Below are 18,705 nucleotides of genomic sequence, written 5' to 3' on the forward strand. Positions count from 1 at the left end.
CGATACGGTCAGGCCGGAAAGAACTGTCGGTACAGCTTCCCGGATACGGTGAATTGGTCCTCGGTGCTGAGGAAAATGGCGATGCCTTCTTCTTCAGCAGCTTTGATCATTTCCTGCGGCACAGGGCGGCTGTTGCAGATAATGATGCATGGTGCACCGTAGAGGGCTGCAACCGCCACGGTGTTTTTGTGTGACTGGATGGTGATGAGAGCCTGGCCTTCTTTGGCATTGGCCATTACATCCGAAAGGAGATCAGAGCAATAGGCCCCGTTGATCTCAGCTGCTTCGGCCTCCTGCTGGACGGTTTCGCAATTCAGAAGCTCATTGAGTCTGGTAAGCGGCAGATTCATTTTTCCTCCTCATGTACCGGCCCGACGGGGGGTGTTGGATCCTCCAGCCGGAAGCCCGCATGTACAATCGTGCCTTCAGGACAGGATTGTATATTGAAATCATCTGAAACCCGCCTGGCATTAGGAAGCCCCATACCGGCCCCGAATCCCAGGCTGCGGATCCATTCTGTTGCGGTGGAGTACCCTTCTGTAAGGGCCTGCTCAATGTCCTGGATTCCCGGCCCCCGATCCTCGGCGGTGAGAAGAATTCGGTCCGGAGACATGGTGAAGCGGATACTTCCCCCTTCCGAGTGGACAACCTGGTTCATTTCAAGTTCATAACTGGCCACTGCAACCCGCCGGATCAGCTTTCGGGAAAGCTGGGGGAAGCGGTTGCGCAGGAATTTCTTGATCTCTGTGCTTGCCTTCCCAGCTTCTTCAAAATCGAACTTTCGGGTCTGCCACTCCATGGCAACCCCCGGATCCCCCCTGGAGTCGACGATTTCCCGAGCCCCGGATTCGGCGGATGGGCTGTTCCCGCCGGAGTCTGCGTCCGGGGTATTTCCGATGCTGGTGGTGGGCAGGCTGTAGAGGGATGATTTGGGATGAAGCCTTCGCTGCTCTTCAATCCGTTCCAGTTCGCTGTTCATCTTTAAAAGAAGGTGCACAATTATGTCTCTGCTGGTAATGATTCCCACAAGTTCCCGCTCTTTGCTGAGTACGGGAAAGCGGCCGTAACGGTATTTTTCCATATAAGAAATGGCGAAGCTCAGGGGCATGTCGTCTTCAAGCACGATGAGATTTCTGCTCATCCGTTCTGATGCAGGATCAGCGATGTATCCTTCACCCAGGGCCTGCATAATGTCATCCATACTCACAATTCCCACCAGACGGCGTCCGTCGACAATGGGTACTCCGGTAATTCCGTTTTCCTTCATTTGAAGCTGAATATGACTGAGCGATGTTTCCCTGCCGGCGGTAATCAGATGAGTGTTCATTACATCCCGCACCTTGAGATCAAACATCATCTCAATAATCAGCGAAGGGCTCTCATCTGTATCCAGCGGGAATCGGTTCATATGTGCCGGCCTTCCGCTGTCAGAGCGGTCCCGAGAATATAACAGACCTTGAACATGGGGTATGGGGTGCTGATAAGGCTTATATTGAATTCTTCTGCAAAATCCACAAGTCTCTGCTGGGGTTGTTTGCCGTTCACCAGAAGCACAGCCCTGGCGCCCACAATATCTGCGGTTCTGGCAACCTGATCCGAGGTAAGACTGGTAATGAGGACGAAATTTTCCGAATCCACGGTGAGCACGTCGCTCATCAGATCGCTTGCTACAAAACTGTCAATTTCTGCTTCATTATATGTGCTGCACCGGAAAAAATGCTTTGCTTCCAGCAGCTCAAGTATATGCTGATAATTCATGCGTCGTCCTGAACCTGTTCCATTTCATTCATATTTATCAGGTAAAACAGATTTTCCAGTTCCAGACCGATATTCACGGTGTGTACCGTGCAGTTTTTAGGACAGTTTGGACGGTCGCATTTTCCCTGACATTTCAGTTCCACCGGAGTGAAGTTGAGCACGCCTCTGATTCCGGCTTGAAGCATCTGATCAAACACGTCATTGGCTGCCGGTTCGGGAACCGAGATTATTGCCACTTCTATCTCATTTTTTTTCACGAACTCTTCCATCTCCTCCATGGGGAGGATGGGGATATGGGCTTCCCTGTCGATCTTTGCTTCTGAATTATCGAAGCCTGCAATTATATTGATGCCTTCCTTGGGGAACTCCCGGTATGCCATGAGCGCCTGGCCGATGCGGCCGCAGCCCGCCACGATAACCCGTTTACTGTCCCGTTTTCCCAGCTGGTCCTCCAGCTTCTGCATGAGAACATCTATATTGTAGCCACCCCGCTTATTTCCGGTGATGTTGATTTGGCTGAAATCTTTCCGTACAACCGCAGGGGTAACGCCCAGGGCATCTCCCAGATTATTTGAAAAAACATTCACGATCCCCAGGGTCTTCAGCTTCCGCAGAACCCTCAGGTAACGCACCATTCGAAGGATCATTCCCTTACTCAGTTTATCAGGCATATGCTCACTCTTTTTTAGAAAAATGTTATGCTATTCACAATAAATTAAAACAATTATATATAGATGTGAACAAAACTTCAATTAAAAATATTGTAAGTTTCTATTAATATACCTGTTTTTAATATAGAAAGATGTTGCACAACAAATCACTTGATTGTACACTCATGAGCGTACCAGAAAGCATGAGAGATAGGTTCCCGCAACCCTTCTTTCCGGAGCTCCGGCTTTCGGAGAGAAGGGGCTATCCTCAATATGAGAAATCCCCCGGATTAATCCTGCAAGTACCGGCAGGAGCTGCGTTCCGGGAGGAATTCTTTCTTTGCGGATTGAAACCACACGGACGAGGAGGTTCCATGGCTGCTACGGCTGAAACTCTCGAAATAACTCCGGCTCTTCAGGAATTCGTTGACGAATGGAAGGAAAAGCCCGGAAACCTCATCATGATCCTGCATAAAACCCAGCAGGAATTCGGATATATTCCACGGAAAATTGCCAAGGATCTGGCCAAAGAGCTGGAAGTACCCCTGGCGAAAATCTACGGCGTAATCACCTTTTACCATTACTTCAAGCTGGAGAAACCCGGAAGGAATATTATTTCTGTCTGCATGGGTACTGCCTGCTATCTGAAAGGCGGCAAGGATATTATTCAGGAGTTTGAAAACCTTCTTGGGGTGGGAATAAATACCACCACCGATGACGGGGAATTTTCTCTTGAAGCAGTTCGCTGTGTCGGATGCTGCGGCCTTGCTCCGGTGGTAACCGTGAACAACGAGGTCTACGGCAAGGTCGGCACGGAAGATCTTGCGGATATTATTGCCAAGCATCGCGGTGAAGCCGACTCATAAGGGGCGGGTGAGAGTCCGGTGCATTATCATCTGACGGATTATCTGATGGATCTGGTCCACAATGCCATTGAAGCCGGATCAGATCATATCACTGTGGATATTCATCAGGATGATGCACAAGGTGTTCTTGAGCTGACCGTCCGGGATAACGGCCCGGGAATGGATGAGGCCCTCCAGCGGCGTGTCCTTGATCCGTTTTGTACCGACGGGAAAAAACATCCCGAAAGGCGGATGGGGCTGGGCCTGGCTTTTCTGAAACAGTTGCTGGATATGACCGGAGGGACGTTCAGTCTCCGGTCCGAACCCGGGGAGGGAACCCGGGTCCACTGCAGATTCAATCCGGGGCATATAGACTGTCCGCCCCTGGGGGATCTCAGCGGAAGCCTGATGGCCCTGTTCAGTTACCCGGGGTCATTTGAACTTGAACTGAACCGGAGTAGGGGAGACTTACAATACCGGGTGTACCGTTCCGAACTGCACGATGTGCTGGGAGGATTTGATGATCCCGAATCCCTGTCACTCCTGAATCAATTTTTGGAATCACAGGAGGATTTCCATGGCGAAACTGACCCTTGAGGACCTTCGCAAGCTTCGCAATGAAAAGAAGCAGGAAATGGATATGCGGGACACCGCCAATAAAACCATTCAAATTATTGTGGGTATGGGAACCAGCGGAATAGCCGCCGGAGCCAAGGATACCCTGAAAGCCTTTACAGATGAACTTCAGCGTCACTCTCTTACCCAGGTAAGTCTCCGGCAGGCCGGGAGTCTTGGGCTGGATCATGCCGAGCCGGTTGTTGAAGTGAAAATGCCCGATATGCCCGACACCATCTACGGAAAGGTCAACCCTGACGTCGCCCGCCAGATTATTCAGCAGCACATCCTCGATAAACAGCTGGTGAACGAGCATGTGTTCGATCGCCCTTCGGTGGATATTATCACTGAAGATGCGGATAAGGGGGCAAACTGATGGCATATAACCAGTATATTCTTGTCTGCGGCGGAACGGGATGCGAATCCAGTAAAGCCGACGATATTTATCAGAACCTGAAACAGAGTGCAGAAGAGCATAAAGTTGAGAAGGATGTTCAAATCGTGAAAACCGGCTGTTTCGGTTTCTGCGAAAAAGGCCCCATTTGTAAGGTCCTTCCCGATGAAAGCTTTTATGTGGAAGTAAAACCTGAAGACGCCAAAGATATTATCGAAGAGCATGTGGTAAAAGGACGGCAGGTTGACCGGCTTCTCTACAAGGAAGAAGGCACCCATGCCAAGAGCATTGAGAACATCAGCTTTTATCAGAAGCAGGTGAGGATCGTGCTCAGGAACTGCGGATTTATAAATCCTGAAAACATCGAAGAGTATATCGCCCGGGAAGGGTATGCAGCACTGGAGAAGGTGCTTTCCGAGATGAAACCCCAGGATGTTATCGAAGAACTGAAGGCTTCGAAAATACGGGGCCGGGGTGGAGCGGGGTTCCCTACCTGGAAAAAATGGTCCTTCACCAAAGATGTGGACGCCGATCAGAAATATATTGTGTGTAATGCCGATGAAGGTGACCCCGGCGCATACATGGACCGTTCGGTCCTTGAAGGGGATCCCCATTCGGTACTGGAAGCAATGGCCATCGCCGGATATACCGTCGGCGCAGATAAGGGCTTTATTTACATCCGTGCCGAGTATCCCCTGGCCATCAACCGATTGGAAATAGCCATCGCACAGGCCCGTGAAATGGGGCTGTTGGGTAACAATATTCTGGGTACGGATTTCAGTTTCGACATTGAAGTGCGTCTTGGTGCCGGAGCCTTTGTCTGCGGTGAAGAAACCGCCCTTCTTGCTTCCATCGAAGGAAATCGGGGAATGCCCGTTCCCCGTCCTCCCTTCCCTGCTGTGAAAGGTTTGTGGAATCAGCCTACGGTGATCAACAACGTAGAGACCTGGGCCAACATTCCGGTAATCATCAACCGCGGAGGAGACTGGTTTGCGGGAATCGGTACCGATAAATCCACCGGCACAAAAGTCTTCGCCCTTACCGGTAAAATCAATAACTCGGGTCTGGTTGAAGTTCCCATGGGAACTCCTCTGAAAGATATTGTGTACAATATCGGCGGCGGTATTCCCAAAGGAAAGGCGTTCAAGGCGGTACAAACCGGAGGTCCTTCCGGCGGCGTGATTACATCAGATTACATTGATGTGCCCATCGACTATGAGCATCTTGCGGAGCTGGGCTCCATCATGGGCTCCGGCGGAATGATCGTCATGGACGAGGACGACTGTATCGTTGATGTGGCAAAATTCTACCTGGGATTCACCGTTGAAGAATCCTGCGGGAAGTGTGCTCCATGCCGAATCGGCGGCCGGAAGCTCTACAATATTCTGGACAGGATCACCAAGGGACAGTCCAGCATGGATGAGCTGGAAACAATCAAGCAGATCGGTCACGCCATGCAGCGGGCCAGCCTCTGCGGACTGGGACAAACTGCACCCAATCCGGTTCTTTCCTCCATGAAGTACTTTGAAGACGAGTATCTGGCACACATAAAGGACGAAACCTGTCCTTCCGGAGTGTGTAAGGATCTTGTTCACTATGAAATTGATCCGGAGAAATGTATCGGCTGCGGTCTCTGTGCCCGGAAGTGTCCGGTGAATGTAATCAGCGGTGAAAAGCGTCAGCCCTATGTCATCGATCAGTCGGGATGTATCAAGTGCGGGGAATGTTACAACGCATGTAAATTCCAGGCCGTTCTGGTGAAATAAGCGGGAGGATAAACAACCATGGTAAATGTGAAAATAAATGGAATTGATGTGCAGGTCGAAGAGGGAACCACCATTCTCGAAGCTGCAAAACAGAATCAGATCAAGGTTCCCACCCTGTGTTACCACCAGGATTTGGAACCCTGGGCAGCCTGCGGAATCTGCGTGGTGAAAACCGAGGGTTCCCCCAAGATGGTGCGGGCATGTGCAACTCCGGTTCATGAAGGTGCGAACTATCTCACCCACGATGCGGAAATTGTTGAGGTGCGAAAAAGCGTTGTAGAGATGATACTCTCCAACCATCCCGACGACTGCCTGTACTGTCCCCGGAACCAGAACTGTGAACTCCAGCGTCTTGCCCAGGAATTCGGTATCCGGGAACAGCCATTTGAAAAGAATCTCCGGGAACTGCCCGTTGACGATTCCACCCCTTCCATCATTCTTGATCCTGAAAAATGTGTGCTGTGCGGACGCTGTGCCAAGGTCTGCCAGGACATGCAGAATGTATGGGCCCTGGAATTTATCGGCCGGGGGGATGAAACCCGTATTGCAGGAGCCGGAGATATTCAGCTGAACGAAACACCCTGTATTAAGTGCGGTCAGTGTTCAGCCCATTGTCCTGTTGGCGCCATTTACGAAAACAGCCAGTGCGGGAATGTGTGGAATGAACTGAGACAAACCGACAAGCATGTGGTGGTTCAGGTTGCTCCGGCGGTCAGGGTCGCCATAGGCGAGGCCTTCGGCAATGCCCCGGGAACCATCATGACCGGACAGATGTACGCCGCCCTGAGGAAAATGGGATTTGATGCGATTTTCGACACCAACTTTGCTGCGGACCTCACCATTATGGAAGAGGCCACGGAGTTTGTATCCCGATTCACCAAGGGAGAGACTCTCCCGCTGATTACCACCTGCTGCCCAAGCTGGGTGGACTATCTGGAAAAATACTACTCGGAAATGATTCCTCATTTTTCCACAGCCAAGAGTCCCCAGATGATGATGGCATCCATGATCAAGAGCTACTACGCCGATCAGAAAGGAATTAAGCCCGAAGATATTACCGTGGTGAGCATTATGCCCTGTACTTCCAAAAAATATGAGATCACCCGTGACGATCATATGTTTTCTTCCGGAATCCAGGACTGTGACTATGTTCTTACCACCCGGGAATTCAGCCGTATGATCAAGCAGGCGGGAATCGATTTCAACAGTCTGCCCGAAGAAGAGGCTGATAATCCCCTTGGAATGTACACCGGCGCGGGAACCATATTTGGGGTTTCGGGGGGAGTTATGGAAGCCGCTCTGCGAAGCGCATACAATATGGTTACCGGAGAAGACCTGACCCAGGTGAATTTCCAGGCAGTCCGGGGAATTGAAGGTATCAAGGAAGCCGAGATCGACATTAAGGGAACCAAGGTAAGAGTCGCAGTAGCTCACCAGATGGGAAACATCGAAGAGGTTCTTAAAAGAGTGAAGAAAGCCCAGGCCGAGGGAGGCGAGATCCCTTATCATTTTATTGAAGTGATGGCGTGCCGGGGCGGCTGTATTGCCGGCGGCGGTCAACCCTACGGTGCCACCGATGAAATCCGTCAACAGCGGATTGACGGCTTGTATGCTGATGACACCAAGCAGAAGATCCGCATGAGTCACCAAAATCCATATATTCAGAAAATCTACAGTGATTTCCTGGACAAGCCGGGCAGTGAAAAGGCCCACAAGTTTCTTCACACCCATTATACGCCCCGGCCGCTGTATCAGAAGTAAGAGTCAACATTCCTCCTTAGAATTTCCGGCGGGGCCCAGGCCCCGCTGTCTTTGTATCTAAAAAAAAAGCAGTGCACCAAAGCTTGTGAAAAAAGTATATTTCGAAAAATTCGACCGTACCGGTGGTGTCGGGTGATTTTCCGGCACTAAATATGTTGTTTTTTGCTGGAAAACCTAGTGCTTCACAAGCTTCCGTGCACTGGTCGTCGTTTTTGCTGCGCCAACCCCATGATTTTCCTGCGGATATCTTTTAGACTATGCAATATGACTGCACAGTTCAGCATCGTCAGCCGGAGAGTCTAACCATGGAAATACGGGAAATACAGGCATTCATAGAAGGAAAAGATACTGACTCAAATGCCTTGCGAACCCAGCTGGCTCATTTGGTGAAAGCCCACCGTGTTCAGGCTGAGCGGGAAAAGAAGCTGAAGGATGAATTACAGGGGGAGAAGGAAGAAAACCGAAGACTCATTCATCTTTCCTCAATTCACCCTGACACCATGCTTCCCCTCTACCGGGAATATCTGAAAGATATGAATATCCTACTTGAGGGGCTGGATCCCCGGGTAAACAGTTTTGCCCTGGTCCACTTTATGATTAAGGATCATACAGACCAGCAATACAGTTCCTACAATGTCCGGAAACCTCTGATGTTCAAGACGGTAATGAAGCTTCAGGACCTGCTGCTGCAAGGTGAAACCCTTTACCAGGGAGAGCGCCTGGAAGATCTGATTCTTTATGTGCCTGCTCTGGAAAAAGAGGAGTTTCTCAGGGATCGGCTGCTTACCCGTTTTCTCCCGATCATCAGTGCCCGGCATCAGACCGGGAGCGGCGAGCTGCAGTTTGACTGTCATATGGGCATGGTGAGATATCCGGATCACGGTACGAGTCTCAATGAGCTGAATTCCAATCTCGAGTTTGCACTCCAGGAAGCTGTGAGGGAAAAGCAGAGTCTGATTCAGTACAACACGGATATCGGCGAGATTCAGCGAAAGAATCTCATTATTCAGCGAGATCTGAGAAAGGAAAAGGAAGAGAGCTTCGCCGGTCTGGAACTTCGCTATCAGCCCTTTGTAAATTCCGGGAACCGGGTTGTGGGCTGTGAGAGTCTGGTTCGCTGGAACCATCCGGAGTTCGGGTTTATTTCCCCGGAGAAATTTATCCGCATATCGGAACAGACGGGAGATATAAAAATGCTCGGCCGCTGGATTCTGTATCAGGCCCTGCAGGATCTTAAGCGCTGGTTGAAGGCCGGGCTGGAAGATATCTATGTTTCGGTGAATCTGTCCCCCGTGCAGTTCACCCATAAAGGCTTATCCGAAGAGATTATCAGAATGATGAAAGCCATCGGTCTGGAGGGAAGATACCTAAAACTTGAGATTACCGAAGGTGCGATTATGGCGGATCCGGAAGAATCCACCATGATAATCAAGAATCTTCAGAATTATGGCATCCGCATTGCCATAGACGATTTCGGAACCGGATACTCTTCCCTGAATTATCTCATGAATTTGCCGATAAATACTCTGAAACTCGATAAGTCCTTCGTGGATGATGTGTTGAATAACAGCCGAAATCAGGAAGTCGTTCGAAGCATCATTAATCTGGGGGACAGCTTAGGAATGGAACTGCTTGCAGAAGGTGTGGAAAGCAAAGATCAAAAAGAGTATCTGTTTGCCCAGGGTGTTCACTACATTCAGGGATACTACTATTCTGCCCCGGTCACATCAGGGGAATTCGAAACCATCATCGGGGATCCGGACTATTTCCAGGATAAATAGCTCATCGGCTGAATACTCCGGACACAGGTTCAGCGGGGTTCTGAGCGGTTGGCATCTCCCGGCAGGGCGGGTTTTCGCAATGATTACACTGTTCGTCCTGGTCTTCCTGATTCCCACGGAGATACATTCTCAAAACTCTCAAGAAGGGATTCCGGATTCCCGCACAGGTGAAAACCGGGCTGAGGGTACCCCAGCCGGAGGAAACAGTAACGAAGGGCTCCCGGGGCTGAACAGAGAGGAGCTTCTGCAGATTCGGGAAATTGAGGCGCTTCTGGATGAAGAAGGCAGATTTCTCGCAGGCCCCATAGAAATACCCCGGGCGTCAGAAGTGGGGCAGATGCTTCCCCGGGTCCTGGAAAACCGGGGTGTGCCGCTGCGCATGTTTCCTCTCCGTGGTGAAGAATCATGGATGGATGATGTGGTCTTCTTCTACGATGACTACAGCTACCTCTACTGGTATGAGGATCGGGTCTGGCAGATACGCTTTGATTACCGCTATGCATCTGCCATAGCCGGAGTTCGGATGGGGATGAATATAGATGAGGTGAGTTCAATTCTCGGCCCACCCAGATATATGGGAAACAGCAGCCTCTATTATGATCTGGTTGACCCCGGGTATCCGCTCAGGGCAAGATTTGTATTCGAAGAAAATATTCTCAAGGATGTGTACATCTACCGAAGCGATTTCTAATCCGTTTCACTAACGTAAAACATTCTGTTCATATGAGGAAAAACCATGTCGCGTATTTGTCTGACGCTTCCGGGGCCCGATGCAGGAGCCGACATCCGCTTCGCCGGAGATTATCAGGGCTGTTATCAGGCCCTGGAACTGAGATTGGACCTGCTCGAAAACCCTGTAGCTGACGCCCTGGAAATTTTGAGTTTTCTGGGGGAGCAGAATTCCGTTATGGAAACCCTGGGGAATGATCCGTCGCTGATAATGACTCTGAGGAGAGTTGAGGACGGGGGCCGGTTTTCTGGAAGTGTACAAGAGCAAACCGAGCGTATCAGCGCAATTCTTGAATCTCTTCAGAATACTGCCGGTCATACCTGGAGCAGAATCCAGCCCGTTCTGGCAGTGGACCTGGAAGCAGACTCCGCTCTGGATCAGTTTGCAGGTTCACTTGGCAGAAAGCATGTGACCGTTATCCGGTCTCTACACGATTTTCAGGGAACCCCGCACGATCTGGCCTCGCTTCTGGAGCACTGTGCTTCACAAGGGGATATTCCCAAGCTCGCGGTAATGCCCGGAGGTCTGCATGATCTTACAAGGATATTTCAGGAAGGAAGAAAGTATGCCCGGCGCCGCCCCGGTAAGCGGTTCATTCTCCTGGGGATGGGAGAGTATGGTATTCCCAGCAGAATTCTGCCGGAACGGATCGGAAGCTATTTGAGTTTCGCTTCTCCAGGAGAAGGGGTTGCTCCCGGGCAGATGGATTGCCGGGAGTTGCATGAAAGCTTTCGTGCCCGGAAGATCAATCCCGATACGCCCATCTTTGCGATTATCGGAAACCCCGTATCCCACAGCCGTAGTCCGGAAATACACAACGGGAATTTCCGGCGTGACCGGCGGGAGGCATTGTACATTCCTCTCCTTTGCGATGATCCCGAAGAAATTCCCGCTTTTGCTCTGGAAGCAAATCTTCTGGGGGCTTCGGTAACCGTGCCCCATAAGGAGGCGGTGCGGAGGATTCTCCAGCACGAGGACGATGAGGTCTCAGCCGTTGAAGCCTGCAATACTATTATTCGCGATTCCCGGGGATGGACGGGGCTGAATACGGATGTCAGCGGGTTTATTCAGCCCATTATCCCGGTCCTCAGAGAAATCAGAGAGTCCCGGGGCGAGGTGAAGGCGGCGGTGATTGGAGCCGGCGGTGCGGCCAAGGCTGCGGCATATGCTCTTCTGAGAGAAGGCTGTGAGCTCATAATTCTCAACCGTACGCCCCGCCGGGCAGAAGAGCTGGCGGAGCAGCTATCTTCAATCTTCCCGGGGAAGGTTATCAGCGGAGTACTTGGTCCTGATTCAAGGTCTTTGCTGCAAACATACCGGTATATGATTGTCCAAACAACAACTGTGGGTATGGCTCACGGTCATGCCGGGGATCCCCTATCATTTTACGATTTTACAGGAGATGAATTTCTCTATGATATTATTTATACCCCTGCGGTTACAGAACTTATGGGGCGGGCCGAAAATGCCGGATGCAGAACCAAAAACGGATGGGAAATGTTTCAGAGACAGGCTGCCCTTCAGGCCCGGCGTTCTCCAAAGTTATTGACGAATATGTGAAGCGTCGCGTATAGACTCTGATGCCGACGGACCAGCTCCGGTAAGCCCCGGTCTGCCTTGTTCTGCCCTGGAGCCTGGGGCTGGATGAAGGCTGTTGGAAGCCGTTTGGGTTGGTTGGAGCCGATTGGAGTTGACTACAGCCGGTTAAAAAGGCTCCCCTTGAGCCGGCGTATCAATTTTGCCTTGCTGATGGGAATAACCGTGTCCTGCTGGGAAGGCAGCAGTTTTCCTTCAAGAAGATCGCTTCCCCGGCCGGGTTTCTTAATAATTCTTCCGGGACGAATCAGCATGGGAATTTCGTTTCCCGAGCTGAAAAATTCCAGCAAATCATGATCCCCCAGGGCCATTTCTATGAGCCGAAGCTTGGAATTGTAATTCAGGCCCCTTGCCTCGGTGATGTCCGGGCGAATTATTTTTGGATCGATCTGTTCTTTCCGGAAAATGAGATTATTGTCCACCCTGAGAATCAGCTCCTTTTCCGCATCTTCGCTGAGGCCCATGTTTCGGACAAATTCCCGTAGAGCTTCTTTTTTCTCTTCCGTAATTTCCGGTTCGCCGCCGGAAAGCGTAATTTCTTCATCCCGTTCACCGGAACTGTGGGTGCGCTGAGACTTTTGCCTTCCGGAACCTGTGAGAGTGTCCAGATGAAGGGGTTCGGGAGGAGGGAAAAACGGACCTTCGTCACTTTCAATTTTATCCAGAAGCTGGGCAACCCGAATTCCGTTTTCTTCAAGGAGATCGACCCAATCCAGGTTATGCATCGGGAAGAGGAAATTTCCACCGCCAAGATTGAGCACGTCCTCCCGGGAATCGCATACATGCTCAATGATCGCCGAGCTGGATTCACTGCTTTGAATAAGGTACCCGGGCCGGATCTGAATGGAAAGATATTCACCCACCCAGCTTTCGATGCTGAATATCACATTTTGAGGCAGGTGATGACCGCTGAGATTCTCCAACCCTTCCCTGATTTCTTCACCCGTGTATCCGGCGCTCATGGCCCGGAAGAGGCTTTCTTTTGAAAGTTCGAAGCGTGAAACCATGTCATACTGGGTAAGGCGGCTTGCTGCGGCCACTGCGCTTCTGTGAATGAAGGATCCCCGGGGCTGCATGGTAATATGGTAGTCGCTTTGAATTACCACCCCCGGTCCCTGCTCATCTTCATCCCCGGATATAAAAAGTTCTTCAAGAACAGGATTGACGGTAAGCTCATTCTGGTCGGGGATGAGGAGATCCAGGTCTTCCATAAGACGGATCATCAGCCTGGCTGAATAATTCAGTTTGCTTCCGTCAAGTTCAAGATGAATGATTCGGGCTGCTGTTTCACGGCTGTAGGCTCTTCCCGGTGAAAACTTCCCGAGACTTCTAAACAGAAATTCACCGGCGGTTTTCAGCTCCTGCTGTATGAGGAATAGAGACTCATCCCCCGGCTCCAGCAGACTGTGATCCTGCTTCTGCAGGCTCATGATATAGGATGCCCAGTAATATACATGTCGCTCACTGATGGAGAGTTCGCCCCATTCCTTCCAGCGGGATATTTCACCGCGCACCTCCTGTCCTTGCTTCCGGATAAATCCCAGAATCGACAGGCTGAGGAAGAAGCGTTCGAAGCGGCTGTAGGTTCCCTGGGGAGACTCGGGAAAGAGTGCGGGAATCATATGTTCAAACCGGGTGTAGACAGCTTTTTTGAAGCTTCCGTCGGCTTTCAGCATAGATGGGTTTTCCAGGATCAGCGGCAGAACCGCGTGAAAGAGAGTATCATTCAGCCAGGGAAGAACCCGGTAGCTGAGCCGTGCGGGTTTTGAAGGAAAAAGGTTTTGTGTTCCCAGCCCCTTTTGTTTCAGCTCATCCGATAAATACGGATTGATACGCAGTTCGGCATTTTCCGGGTGTCTGAAAATGATCAGTCTGTCCTTCAGATTCAGCAGGCGACTGTAAAGCCGGCCGGGGTTAACCGTGTTGCCAAAGAACGAGATTATGGAATTCACATCATCACTGTGGAGAAGGTTGATTGCTGAAATCAATTCCATTTCTTCTGAACTGATGGATCCGGTGATCATCTGCCGGTTTTCCGGGTTCTGAAGAAAGAGAACAAGCTTTTCAATCAGATCGTGCTTGTTGTATGGGGTGGGAAACGGTCCCAGATAGTTTCTGATAACATTGAAAAAAACCTCATCGCTGAGAGTAAAGAGAAACTGCTTCCAAATCTGTTCATGCTTCGCCATATGTTGTCCGTATCTGCCTGAGTTTTCCCGTTTCAGGCGTCCCACACCTCTAGAAGATATGAATATCCCTGCTCGGCAAGGAATTTCTGACGGTTCATGCCGAATTCCTCCTCTACAGTATAGCGTGAAATGATGCTGTAGAAATACGCCGACTGTTCTTTCGGCCGGAGAATTCTCCCCAGTCGTTGCGCCTCTTCCTGGCGGGAGCCGAAGCTGCCGGATATCTGTACTGCTACCGAGGCATCGGGCAGGTCAATCGCGAAATTGGCTACCTTGGAAACAATAAGAACCCGGATTTTTCCATCCCGAAAATCCTGATACAATTCATCTCTGCGGCTGTTGGGAGTTTTTCCGGTGATGATGGGTGCGTCAATCCGTTTCCGCACCTCTTCCAGCTGTTCAAGGTATTGCCCGATGATCAGGATCTGATCCTGAGGATGGTGATGGATGAGATAATCCAGAATATCGTATTTGCGCTCATTTTCACTGGCGATCCGGTATTTCTTCCGCTTGTCTGCAGTGGCATACTTCAGCTGATCCTTGTCCGGCAGCTCCACCCGTATCTCCTTGCAGATAGCTTCTGAAATCCATCCCCTGCTCTCCAGATCCTTCCAGGGAACATCGAAACGTTTAGGGCCCACAAGAGAGAACACTTCCTTCTCCTTCCCGTCCTCCCGAACGAGGGTGGCGGTAAGGCCCAGTCTGCGTACCGCCTGGATTTCCGCGGTGACCCGGAAAATGGGGGCGGGGAGAAGATGAACCTCATCGTAGATGATCAGACCCCAGCTGCTTCTGGTCACCAGGTCGAAATGGGGGAAATCTCCGTCGATGTCGGGTCTCCATACCAGAATCTGATAGGTTGCAATGGTTACTTTCCGGATCTCTTTCCGCTGACCGCTGTATTCACCGATATCATCTTCACTGAGATTTGTTTTATCCAGCAGTTCCCGCTTCCACTGATGAACCGCAGATACATTGGGGGCAAGAATCAGCGTCTGGGTCTTGAGACGGGACATCACCTCAATTCCAACAATCGTCTTTCCGCCGCCGCAGGGGAGAACCACAGTTCCGTAGCCGGTACCCCCTTCCATGTTCCCCACGAATGAGTCTGCAGCCTGAAGCTGATAATCCCTGACATGAAATTCCCCTCCGGATACGGTCTGCTCCAGCTTCCCGATTTCCAGAGGCTCCCCCTCCTTGAGAGGGATGAGGTCATCAACGGGGTATCCCAGCTGAATAAGTTCCTGCTTGATATTTCCCCGCTGCATGGGGTGAAGATAAAACGATGCGCCGTCATCTTCCCGCCGGGGCAGCAGCAGTTTCTCCACACTCTTGGTGTTTTCAATGATTTTGTAAATATATGGATCATGGACTTGGAGTATCAGAAGTTTCCGGTCCCCGCCTGCATCCTCTTCCGACTCCCTGAGAGTAATGGTGCCGTACCGGTCCATGATTTCACCAATCTTGGTATCCAGTCCCGAGGGCATGGGATAGCGGCTGTATGAATCGAGCACCTTTAAAACGGTTTCGCTGCTGTACCCCGCAGCTGCCGCATTCCACAGGGACAGGGGGGTAAGGCGGTAGGTGTGAATGTGTTCCGGAGATTTTTCCAGTTCCGCAAAAGATGCGATATCTTTCCGCGCATCTTCTGCACGGGGGTCGTGAAGGTCCAGAAGTATGCTCTGATCTCCCTGAATTATAAGAGGGCTGCCTGCGCTGTTAAACATCATAACAGACTACCTGAAAATCACGGCAGGTTCAATTCGCCCAATGCAAGATAAGCCATCAGTCCTGCGCCGGTGACCAGAGCGGACTCATCCACCATCATATTGGGGCTGTGAAGGGGGGACGTCCAGCCCTTCTGTCCATTGCCTATCCCCAGATTATAGAAACAGCCGGGAATTTCCCGGTTATAGTATGCGAAGTCTTCAGCCCACATAACCAGAGGAAGTTCAACCACGTTTTCCTCTCCCAGATATTCCTTCGCCAGCTCCATACTCCTGCGTGTAAGAGAAGGATCATTTTCCAATACCGGGTAACCCCGTATAATTTCCAGGTCACAGCTTCCGCCCATGCTGGATGCCAGGGACTGTGCAATGCTTCGGATCTCTCCCAGAGCACGTTCCCTCCATTCTTCATTCACGGTGCGGAAGGTGCCCTCTATGCGTACCGATGACGGGATTACGTTCATGGCACCGGGGGCATCCACTTTTCCGAAACTGAGAACTGATGGAGTGTCAGGATTCGCCATTCTGCTGACAATCTGCTGGAGAGCTACAATGATATGACTGGAAATGAGAACCGGGTCTATCACGCTGTGGGGAGCTGCGGCATGTCCGCCTTTTCCATGAACCGTCATGTAAATCTCATCCGCACTGGCCATCATCAGTCCGGATCTGAACCCCACCTTCCCTGCGGGGAGGCCGGGGTTCACATGTTCTCCCAGAATTGAGTTCATGGATTCCAGGGCACCGGCGGCAATCATATTCTTTGCCCCTCCCGGGCTTTTTTCTTCCGCAGGCTGGAAAATCAGGTTCAGAGTCCCGGAAAACTCATGCCGGAGTGATTGCAGGATGGATGCCGCCCCCAATAATACTGCACTGTGGGCGTCATGGCCGCAGGCATGCATCACACCCTCTCTGGTGCTTTTAAACGGGATGTCGTTGGCTTCAAGCACTGGCAGGGCATCTATGTCCGCCCGGAGCGCAAGGTTCCTGGAGGTAACTTTACCATCTTCTTTCTTTTCCCCCTGGATCCGGGCTATGGTTCCGGTTTGCTCCTCCCGGTAGGGAATGTTCAGCTCATCCAGCTGACTGCGGATGTACTCCGCTGTTTCAAATTCCCGGTACGAAAGCTCAGGGTGGGCATGAAGATGCCGGCGGATGGCCAGAATCCGTTCTTCAAGCGCCTCTGCTTTGCGTTGTATGTGCCGTATAAGTTCACTCATGTTCTTCTTTTCCTCCGGGGCAAATCCGATTGCTGTGCACGGAAGCTTGTAAAACGGTTCCTCCGGGACTTTTCGCTTCAGATATGGGGGCGCTCCGTTCGTGCACCGCTATATAGCGCGGTGATGCCCACTTCCAGAGGAAAATCAGTTTTTTTTCACAAGCTTTGGTGCACTGTCTAATCTAAACTCTGGAGATTGAAGAGACAAGTTCGTATACTGAAACCAGAAAGCATTCTTTCTCGGGAACCAACATCCCGGAGAACACTCAAAACAGCGGAGGGGTTATGCCCGATAAGCACGGCGACACCAAAAGTTTCGTTATTGATACCAATGTCTTTATTCACCGGCCGGATGCCATTCTCAGCTTCCGGGACAATGAAATAGTGGTTCCCCTTTGGGTGCTTGAAGAACTGGACAAGCTGAAAACCTACAGTGATGAACGGGGCCGCAATGCCCGGCATGCCATCCGCTTCCTGGACGAGGCCAGCCGTCACGGCGACCTTTCAGAAGGGGTGAAACTTGAGAACGGAAGCATTCTCCGGGTGAAGCTGACCCATACTGAAAATGTTGGATCGGGAATTCTTCAGGATAAAATGGATAACAAGATCATTCTTGCCGCCTACGAGCTCAAACAGGAAGGACGGCATGTTTTTTTCGTTTCCAAGGATATTAATGCCAGGGTGAAAGCCACGGCTCTGGGCATCCGGGCAGTGGACTATGAAAAGCAGAAAGTCAATGTGAAGAAGCTGTACACCGGATACGGACAGATCGAAAGCAGTCCCGACACGCTCAGCAACCTGGAACAGGGGGAGAAATCCCCTGGCAGGAACAGCTCCCGCCGAATTTCTTCTTTCTCATGAAAAATTCTTCATCCTCCGCTGATGCCGAAGATGAGTTGATTTCCCGTTACATCTCTTCTCGGGGCGTACTGAAACTTGTGGATTATAAAATGCCGGCGGTTGCGGGAGTTCGCCCCCTGAACCACGAGCAGCGGATGGCCTTGGATCTGCTTTTGGATCCTGAGGTGCAGCTGGTGAGCATGGTGGGCAAGGCCGGGACCGGTAAGACGCTGCTGGCGATTGCCGCAGGTCTGAAGCTTACCATGGAGGACAAGAAATACAGCAGAGTTCTGGTGAGCCGGCCGGTAATCCCCATGGGAAAAGATATCGGTTATCTTCCGGGCGCAAAGGATGAAAAGCTCAGTCACTGGATGCAGCCCCTTTTTGATAATCTTGAGTATATCCTTTCGGTGTACAAGCGTCAGAATATTAAAAGTCTGGATCATCTGATGAACAGCAAGGTGATTGAGCTGGAAGCTCTTTCATACATCAGGGGGCGCAGCCTTCCATCACAGTATATCATCATCGATGAAGCCCAGAATCTGTCCCCCCATGAGATCAAAACTATTGTGAGCAGGGCGGGAGAAGGAAGCAAGGTGGTTCTCACCGGAGATCCGTATCAGATTGACAGCCCATATCTGGATTCAAGCTCCAACGGTCTGAGCTACCTGGTGGAGGCGTTCAAGTCCCAGGAACTTTCGGGGCATATTACCCTGGAGCGCTCCGAGCGCAGCACCCTGGCAGAGCTTGCAGCTGAACTTCTGTGAGCCCCATTCTCGTCTTCCCATCCGGCCATCTATCGTTCCGTCCGGTGGTCTGAGGTTTCCGTATTGC

At 51.1% G+C, this 18,705-nt stretch carries 17 protein-coding genes; 10 read left to right on the forward strand and 7 right to left on the reverse strand.

The window, feature by feature from the left end:
- Positions 1 to 8: 8 nt before the first annotated feature.
- From L21SP2_RS01280 to L21SP2_RS01295, 4 genes are read right to left on the reverse strand one after another with little or no spacing between them, the layout of a single operon-like run.
- Positions 9 to 350 carry a DRTGG domain-containing protein gene (locus L21SP2_RS01280; RefSeq protein WP_024266642.1) on the reverse strand — a complete coding sequence of 114 codons (342 nt, stop codon included), beginning with the start codon at positions 348 to 350 and terminating at the stop codon, positions 9 to 11.
- Positions 347 to 1,408: a CBS domain-containing protein gene (locus L21SP2_RS01285; protein WP_024266643.1), complete on the reverse strand. Its 1,062-nt coding sequence runs from the start codon at positions 1,406 to 1,408 to the stop codon at positions 347 to 349. Before L21SP2_RS01285 ends, L21SP2_RS01280 begins: the two co-directional genes overlap by 4 nt.
- Positions 1,405 to 1,758 (reverse strand): DRTGG domain-containing protein, encoded by a 354-nt coding sequence (locus L21SP2_RS01290; RefSeq protein ID WP_024266644.1) that lies wholly within the window; start codon positions 1,756 to 1,758, stop codon positions 1,405 to 1,407. Before L21SP2_RS01290 ends, L21SP2_RS01285 begins: the two co-directional genes overlap by 4 nt.
- Positions 1,755 to 2,429, reverse strand: a complete 675-nt coding sequence (locus L21SP2_RS01295; protein WP_244437939.1) for a redox-sensing transcriptional repressor Rex — start codon at positions 2,427 to 2,429, stop codon at positions 1,755 to 1,757. The genes L21SP2_RS01290 and L21SP2_RS01295 overlap by 4 nt, the downstream gene beginning before the upstream one ends.
- A gap of 353 nt (positions 2,430 to 2,782) precedes the next feature.
- Between L21SP2_RS01295 and L21SP2_RS01300 the strand changes: the two genes are divergently transcribed.
- The 8 genes from L21SP2_RS01300 to L21SP2_RS01335 all read left to right on the forward strand — a co-directional run bounded on the left by L21SP2_RS01300 (position 2,783) and on the right by L21SP2_RS01335 (position 11,860).
- Positions 2,783 to 3,274, forward strand: coding sequence for an NADH-quinone oxidoreductase subunit NuoE family protein (locus L21SP2_RS01300; RefSeq protein ID WP_024266647.1), 492 nt, complete (start codon positions 2,783 to 2,785; stop codon positions 3,272 to 3,274).
- Between the two features lie 18 nt (positions 3,275 to 3,292).
- Positions 3,293 to 3,850, forward strand: a complete 558-nt coding sequence (locus L21SP2_RS01305; RefSeq protein ID WP_041400979.1) for an ATP-binding protein — start codon at positions 3,293 to 3,295, stop codon at positions 3,848 to 3,850.
- Positions 3,831 to 4,244: a (2Fe-2S) ferredoxin domain-containing protein gene (locus tag L21SP2_RS01310; RefSeq protein WP_024266649.1), complete on the forward strand. Its 414-nt coding sequence runs from the start codon at positions 3,831 to 3,833 to the stop codon at positions 4,242 to 4,244. Before L21SP2_RS01305 ends, L21SP2_RS01310 begins: the two co-directional genes overlap by 20 nt.
- Positions 4,244 to 6,028 carry an NADH-quinone oxidoreductase subunit NuoF gene (locus L21SP2_RS01315; protein ID WP_024266650.1) on the forward strand — a complete coding sequence of 595 codons (1,785 nt, stop codon included), beginning with the start codon at positions 4,244 to 4,246 and terminating at the stop codon, positions 6,026 to 6,028. Before L21SP2_RS01310 ends, L21SP2_RS01315 begins: the two co-directional genes overlap by 1 nt.
- An 18-nt stretch (positions 6,029 to 6,046) precedes the next feature.
- A complete protein-coding gene (locus L21SP2_RS01320; RefSeq protein WP_024266651.1) occupies positions 6,047 to 7,789 on the forward strand; it encodes an NADH-dependent [FeFe] hydrogenase, group A6 in 1,743 nt (580 codons plus the stop codon).
- Positions 7,790 to 8,094: 305 nt separating this feature from the next.
- A complete protein-coding gene (locus L21SP2_RS16645) occupies positions 8,095 to 9,570 on the forward strand; it encodes a putative bifunctional diguanylate cyclase/phosphodiesterase (RefSeq protein WP_024266652.1) in 1,476 nt (491 codons plus the stop codon).
- Positions 9,571 to 9,649: 79 nt separating this feature from the next.
- The gene (locus tag L21SP2_RS01330) at positions 9,650 to 10,261 is read left to right on the forward strand and encodes a hypothetical protein (RefSeq protein WP_024266653.1); all 612 of its coding nucleotides are present in this window, start codon (positions 9,650 to 9,652) and stop codon (positions 10,259 to 10,261) included.
- A 45-nt stretch (positions 10,262 to 10,306) separates the two neighbouring features.
- Positions 10,307 to 11,860: a bifunctional type I 3-dehydroquinate dehydratase/shikimate dehydrogenase gene (locus L21SP2_RS01335; protein ID WP_024266654.1), complete on the forward strand. Its 1,554-nt coding sequence runs from the start codon at positions 10,307 to 10,309 to the stop codon at positions 11,858 to 11,860.
- Positions 11,861 to 11,994: 134 nt separating this feature from the next.
- Here the strand turns inward: L21SP2_RS01335 and L21SP2_RS01340 are convergent, their stop codons facing one another.
- From L21SP2_RS01340 to L21SP2_RS01350, 3 genes are read right to left on the reverse strand one after another with little or no spacing between them, the layout of a single operon-like run.
- A complete protein-coding gene (locus L21SP2_RS01340) occupies positions 11,995 to 14,085 on the reverse strand; it encodes a helicase-associated domain-containing protein (protein WP_024266655.1) in 2,091 nt (696 codons plus the stop codon).
- A 32-nt stretch (positions 14,086 to 14,117) separates the two neighbouring features.
- The gene (locus tag L21SP2_RS01345) at positions 14,118 to 15,815 is read right to left on the reverse strand and encodes a DNA repair helicase XPB (protein WP_024266656.1); all 1,698 of its coding nucleotides are present in this window, start codon (positions 15,813 to 15,815) and stop codon (positions 14,118 to 14,120) included.
- A gap of 17 nt (positions 15,816 to 15,832) precedes the next feature.
- Positions 15,833 to 17,032: a M20 metallopeptidase family protein gene (locus tag L21SP2_RS01350; RefSeq protein WP_024266657.1), complete on the reverse strand. Its 1,200-nt coding sequence runs from the start codon at positions 17,030 to 17,032 to the stop codon at positions 15,833 to 15,835.
- 284 nt (positions 17,033 to 17,316) lie between these two features.
- Between L21SP2_RS01350 and L21SP2_RS18740 the strand changes: the two genes are divergently transcribed.
- Both L21SP2_RS18740 and L21SP2_RS18745 read left to right on the forward strand, forming a co-directional pair.
- Positions 17,317 to 17,892 carry a PIN domain-containing protein gene (locus L21SP2_RS18740; protein ID WP_244437940.1) on the forward strand — a complete coding sequence of 192 codons (576 nt, stop codon included), beginning with the start codon at positions 17,317 to 17,319 and terminating at the stop codon, positions 17,890 to 17,892.
- Positions 17,889 to 18,638, forward strand: a complete 750-nt coding sequence (locus L21SP2_RS18745) for a PhoH family protein (RefSeq protein ID WP_244437941.1) — start codon at positions 17,889 to 17,891, stop codon at positions 18,636 to 18,638. The genes L21SP2_RS18740 and L21SP2_RS18745 overlap by 4 nt, the downstream gene beginning before the upstream one ends.
- Positions 18,639 to 18,705 lie beyond the last annotated feature (67 nt).

This window comes from Salinispira pacifica (genome assembly GCF_000507245.1).
In the GTDB taxonomy this organism is placed as follows: domain Bacteria; phylum Spirochaetota; class Spirochaetia; order DSM-27196; family Salinispiraceae; genus Salinispira; species Salinispira pacifica.

Bases quoted from the DNA above. Each gene is read 5' to 3' on its own strand.
- L21SP2_RS01280 (WP_024266642.1), bottom strand. From the start codon at position 350: ATGAATCTGCCGCTTACCAGACTCAATGAGCTTCTGAATTGCGAAACC.
- L21SP2_RS01285 (WP_024266643.1), bottom strand. From the start codon at position 1,408: ATGAACCGATTCCCGCTGGATACAGATGAGAGCCCTTCGCTGATTATT.
- L21SP2_RS01290 (WP_024266644.1), bottom strand. From the start codon at position 1,758: ATGAATTATCAGCATATACTTGAGCTGCTGGAAGCAAAGCATTTTTTC.
- L21SP2_RS01295 (WP_244437939.1), bottom strand. From the start codon at position 2,429: ATGCCTGATAAACTGAGTAAGGGAATGATCCTTCGAATGGTGCGTTAC.
- L21SP2_RS01300 (WP_024266647.1), top strand. From the start codon at position 2,783: ATGGCTGCTACGGCTGAAACTCTCGAAATAACTCCGGCTCTTCAGGAA.
- L21SP2_RS01310 (WP_024266649.1), top strand. From the start codon at position 3,831: ATGGCGAAACTGACCCTTGAGGACCTTCGCAAGCTTCGCAATGAAAAG.
- L21SP2_RS01315 (WP_024266650.1), top strand. From the start codon at position 4,244: ATGGCATATAACCAGTATATTCTTGTCTGCGGCGGAACGGGATGCGAA.
- L21SP2_RS01320 (WP_024266651.1), top strand. From the start codon at position 6,047: ATGGTAAATGTGAAAATAAATGGAATTGATGTGCAGGTCGAAGAGGGA.
- L21SP2_RS16645 (WP_024266652.1), top strand. From the start codon at position 8,095: ATGGAAATACGGGAAATACAGGCATTCATAGAAGGAAAAGATACTGAC.
- L21SP2_RS01330 (WP_024266653.1), top strand. From the start codon at position 9,650: ATGATTACACTGTTCGTCCTGGTCTTCCTGATTCCCACGGAGATACAT.
- L21SP2_RS01335 (WP_024266654.1), top strand. From the start codon at position 10,307: ATGTCGCGTATTTGTCTGACGCTTCCGGGGCCCGATGCAGGAGCCGAC.
- L21SP2_RS01340 (WP_024266655.1), bottom strand. From the start codon at position 14,085: ATGGCGAAGCATGAACAGATTTGGAAGCAGTTTCTCTTTACTCTCAGC.
- L21SP2_RS01345 (WP_024266656.1), bottom strand. From the start codon at position 15,815: ATGATGTTTAACAGCGCAGGCAGCCCTCTTATAATTCAGGGAGATCAG.
- L21SP2_RS01350 (WP_024266657.1), bottom strand. From the start codon at position 17,032: ATGAGTGAACTTATACGGCACATACAACGCAAAGCAGAGGCGCTTGAA.
- L21SP2_RS18740 (WP_244437940.1), top strand. From the start codon at position 17,317: ATGCCCGATAAGCACGGCGACACCAAAAGTTTCGTTATTGATACCAAT.
- L21SP2_RS18745 (WP_244437941.1), top strand. From the start codon at position 17,889: ATGAAAAATTCTTCATCCTCCGCTGATGCCGAAGATGAGTTGATTTCC.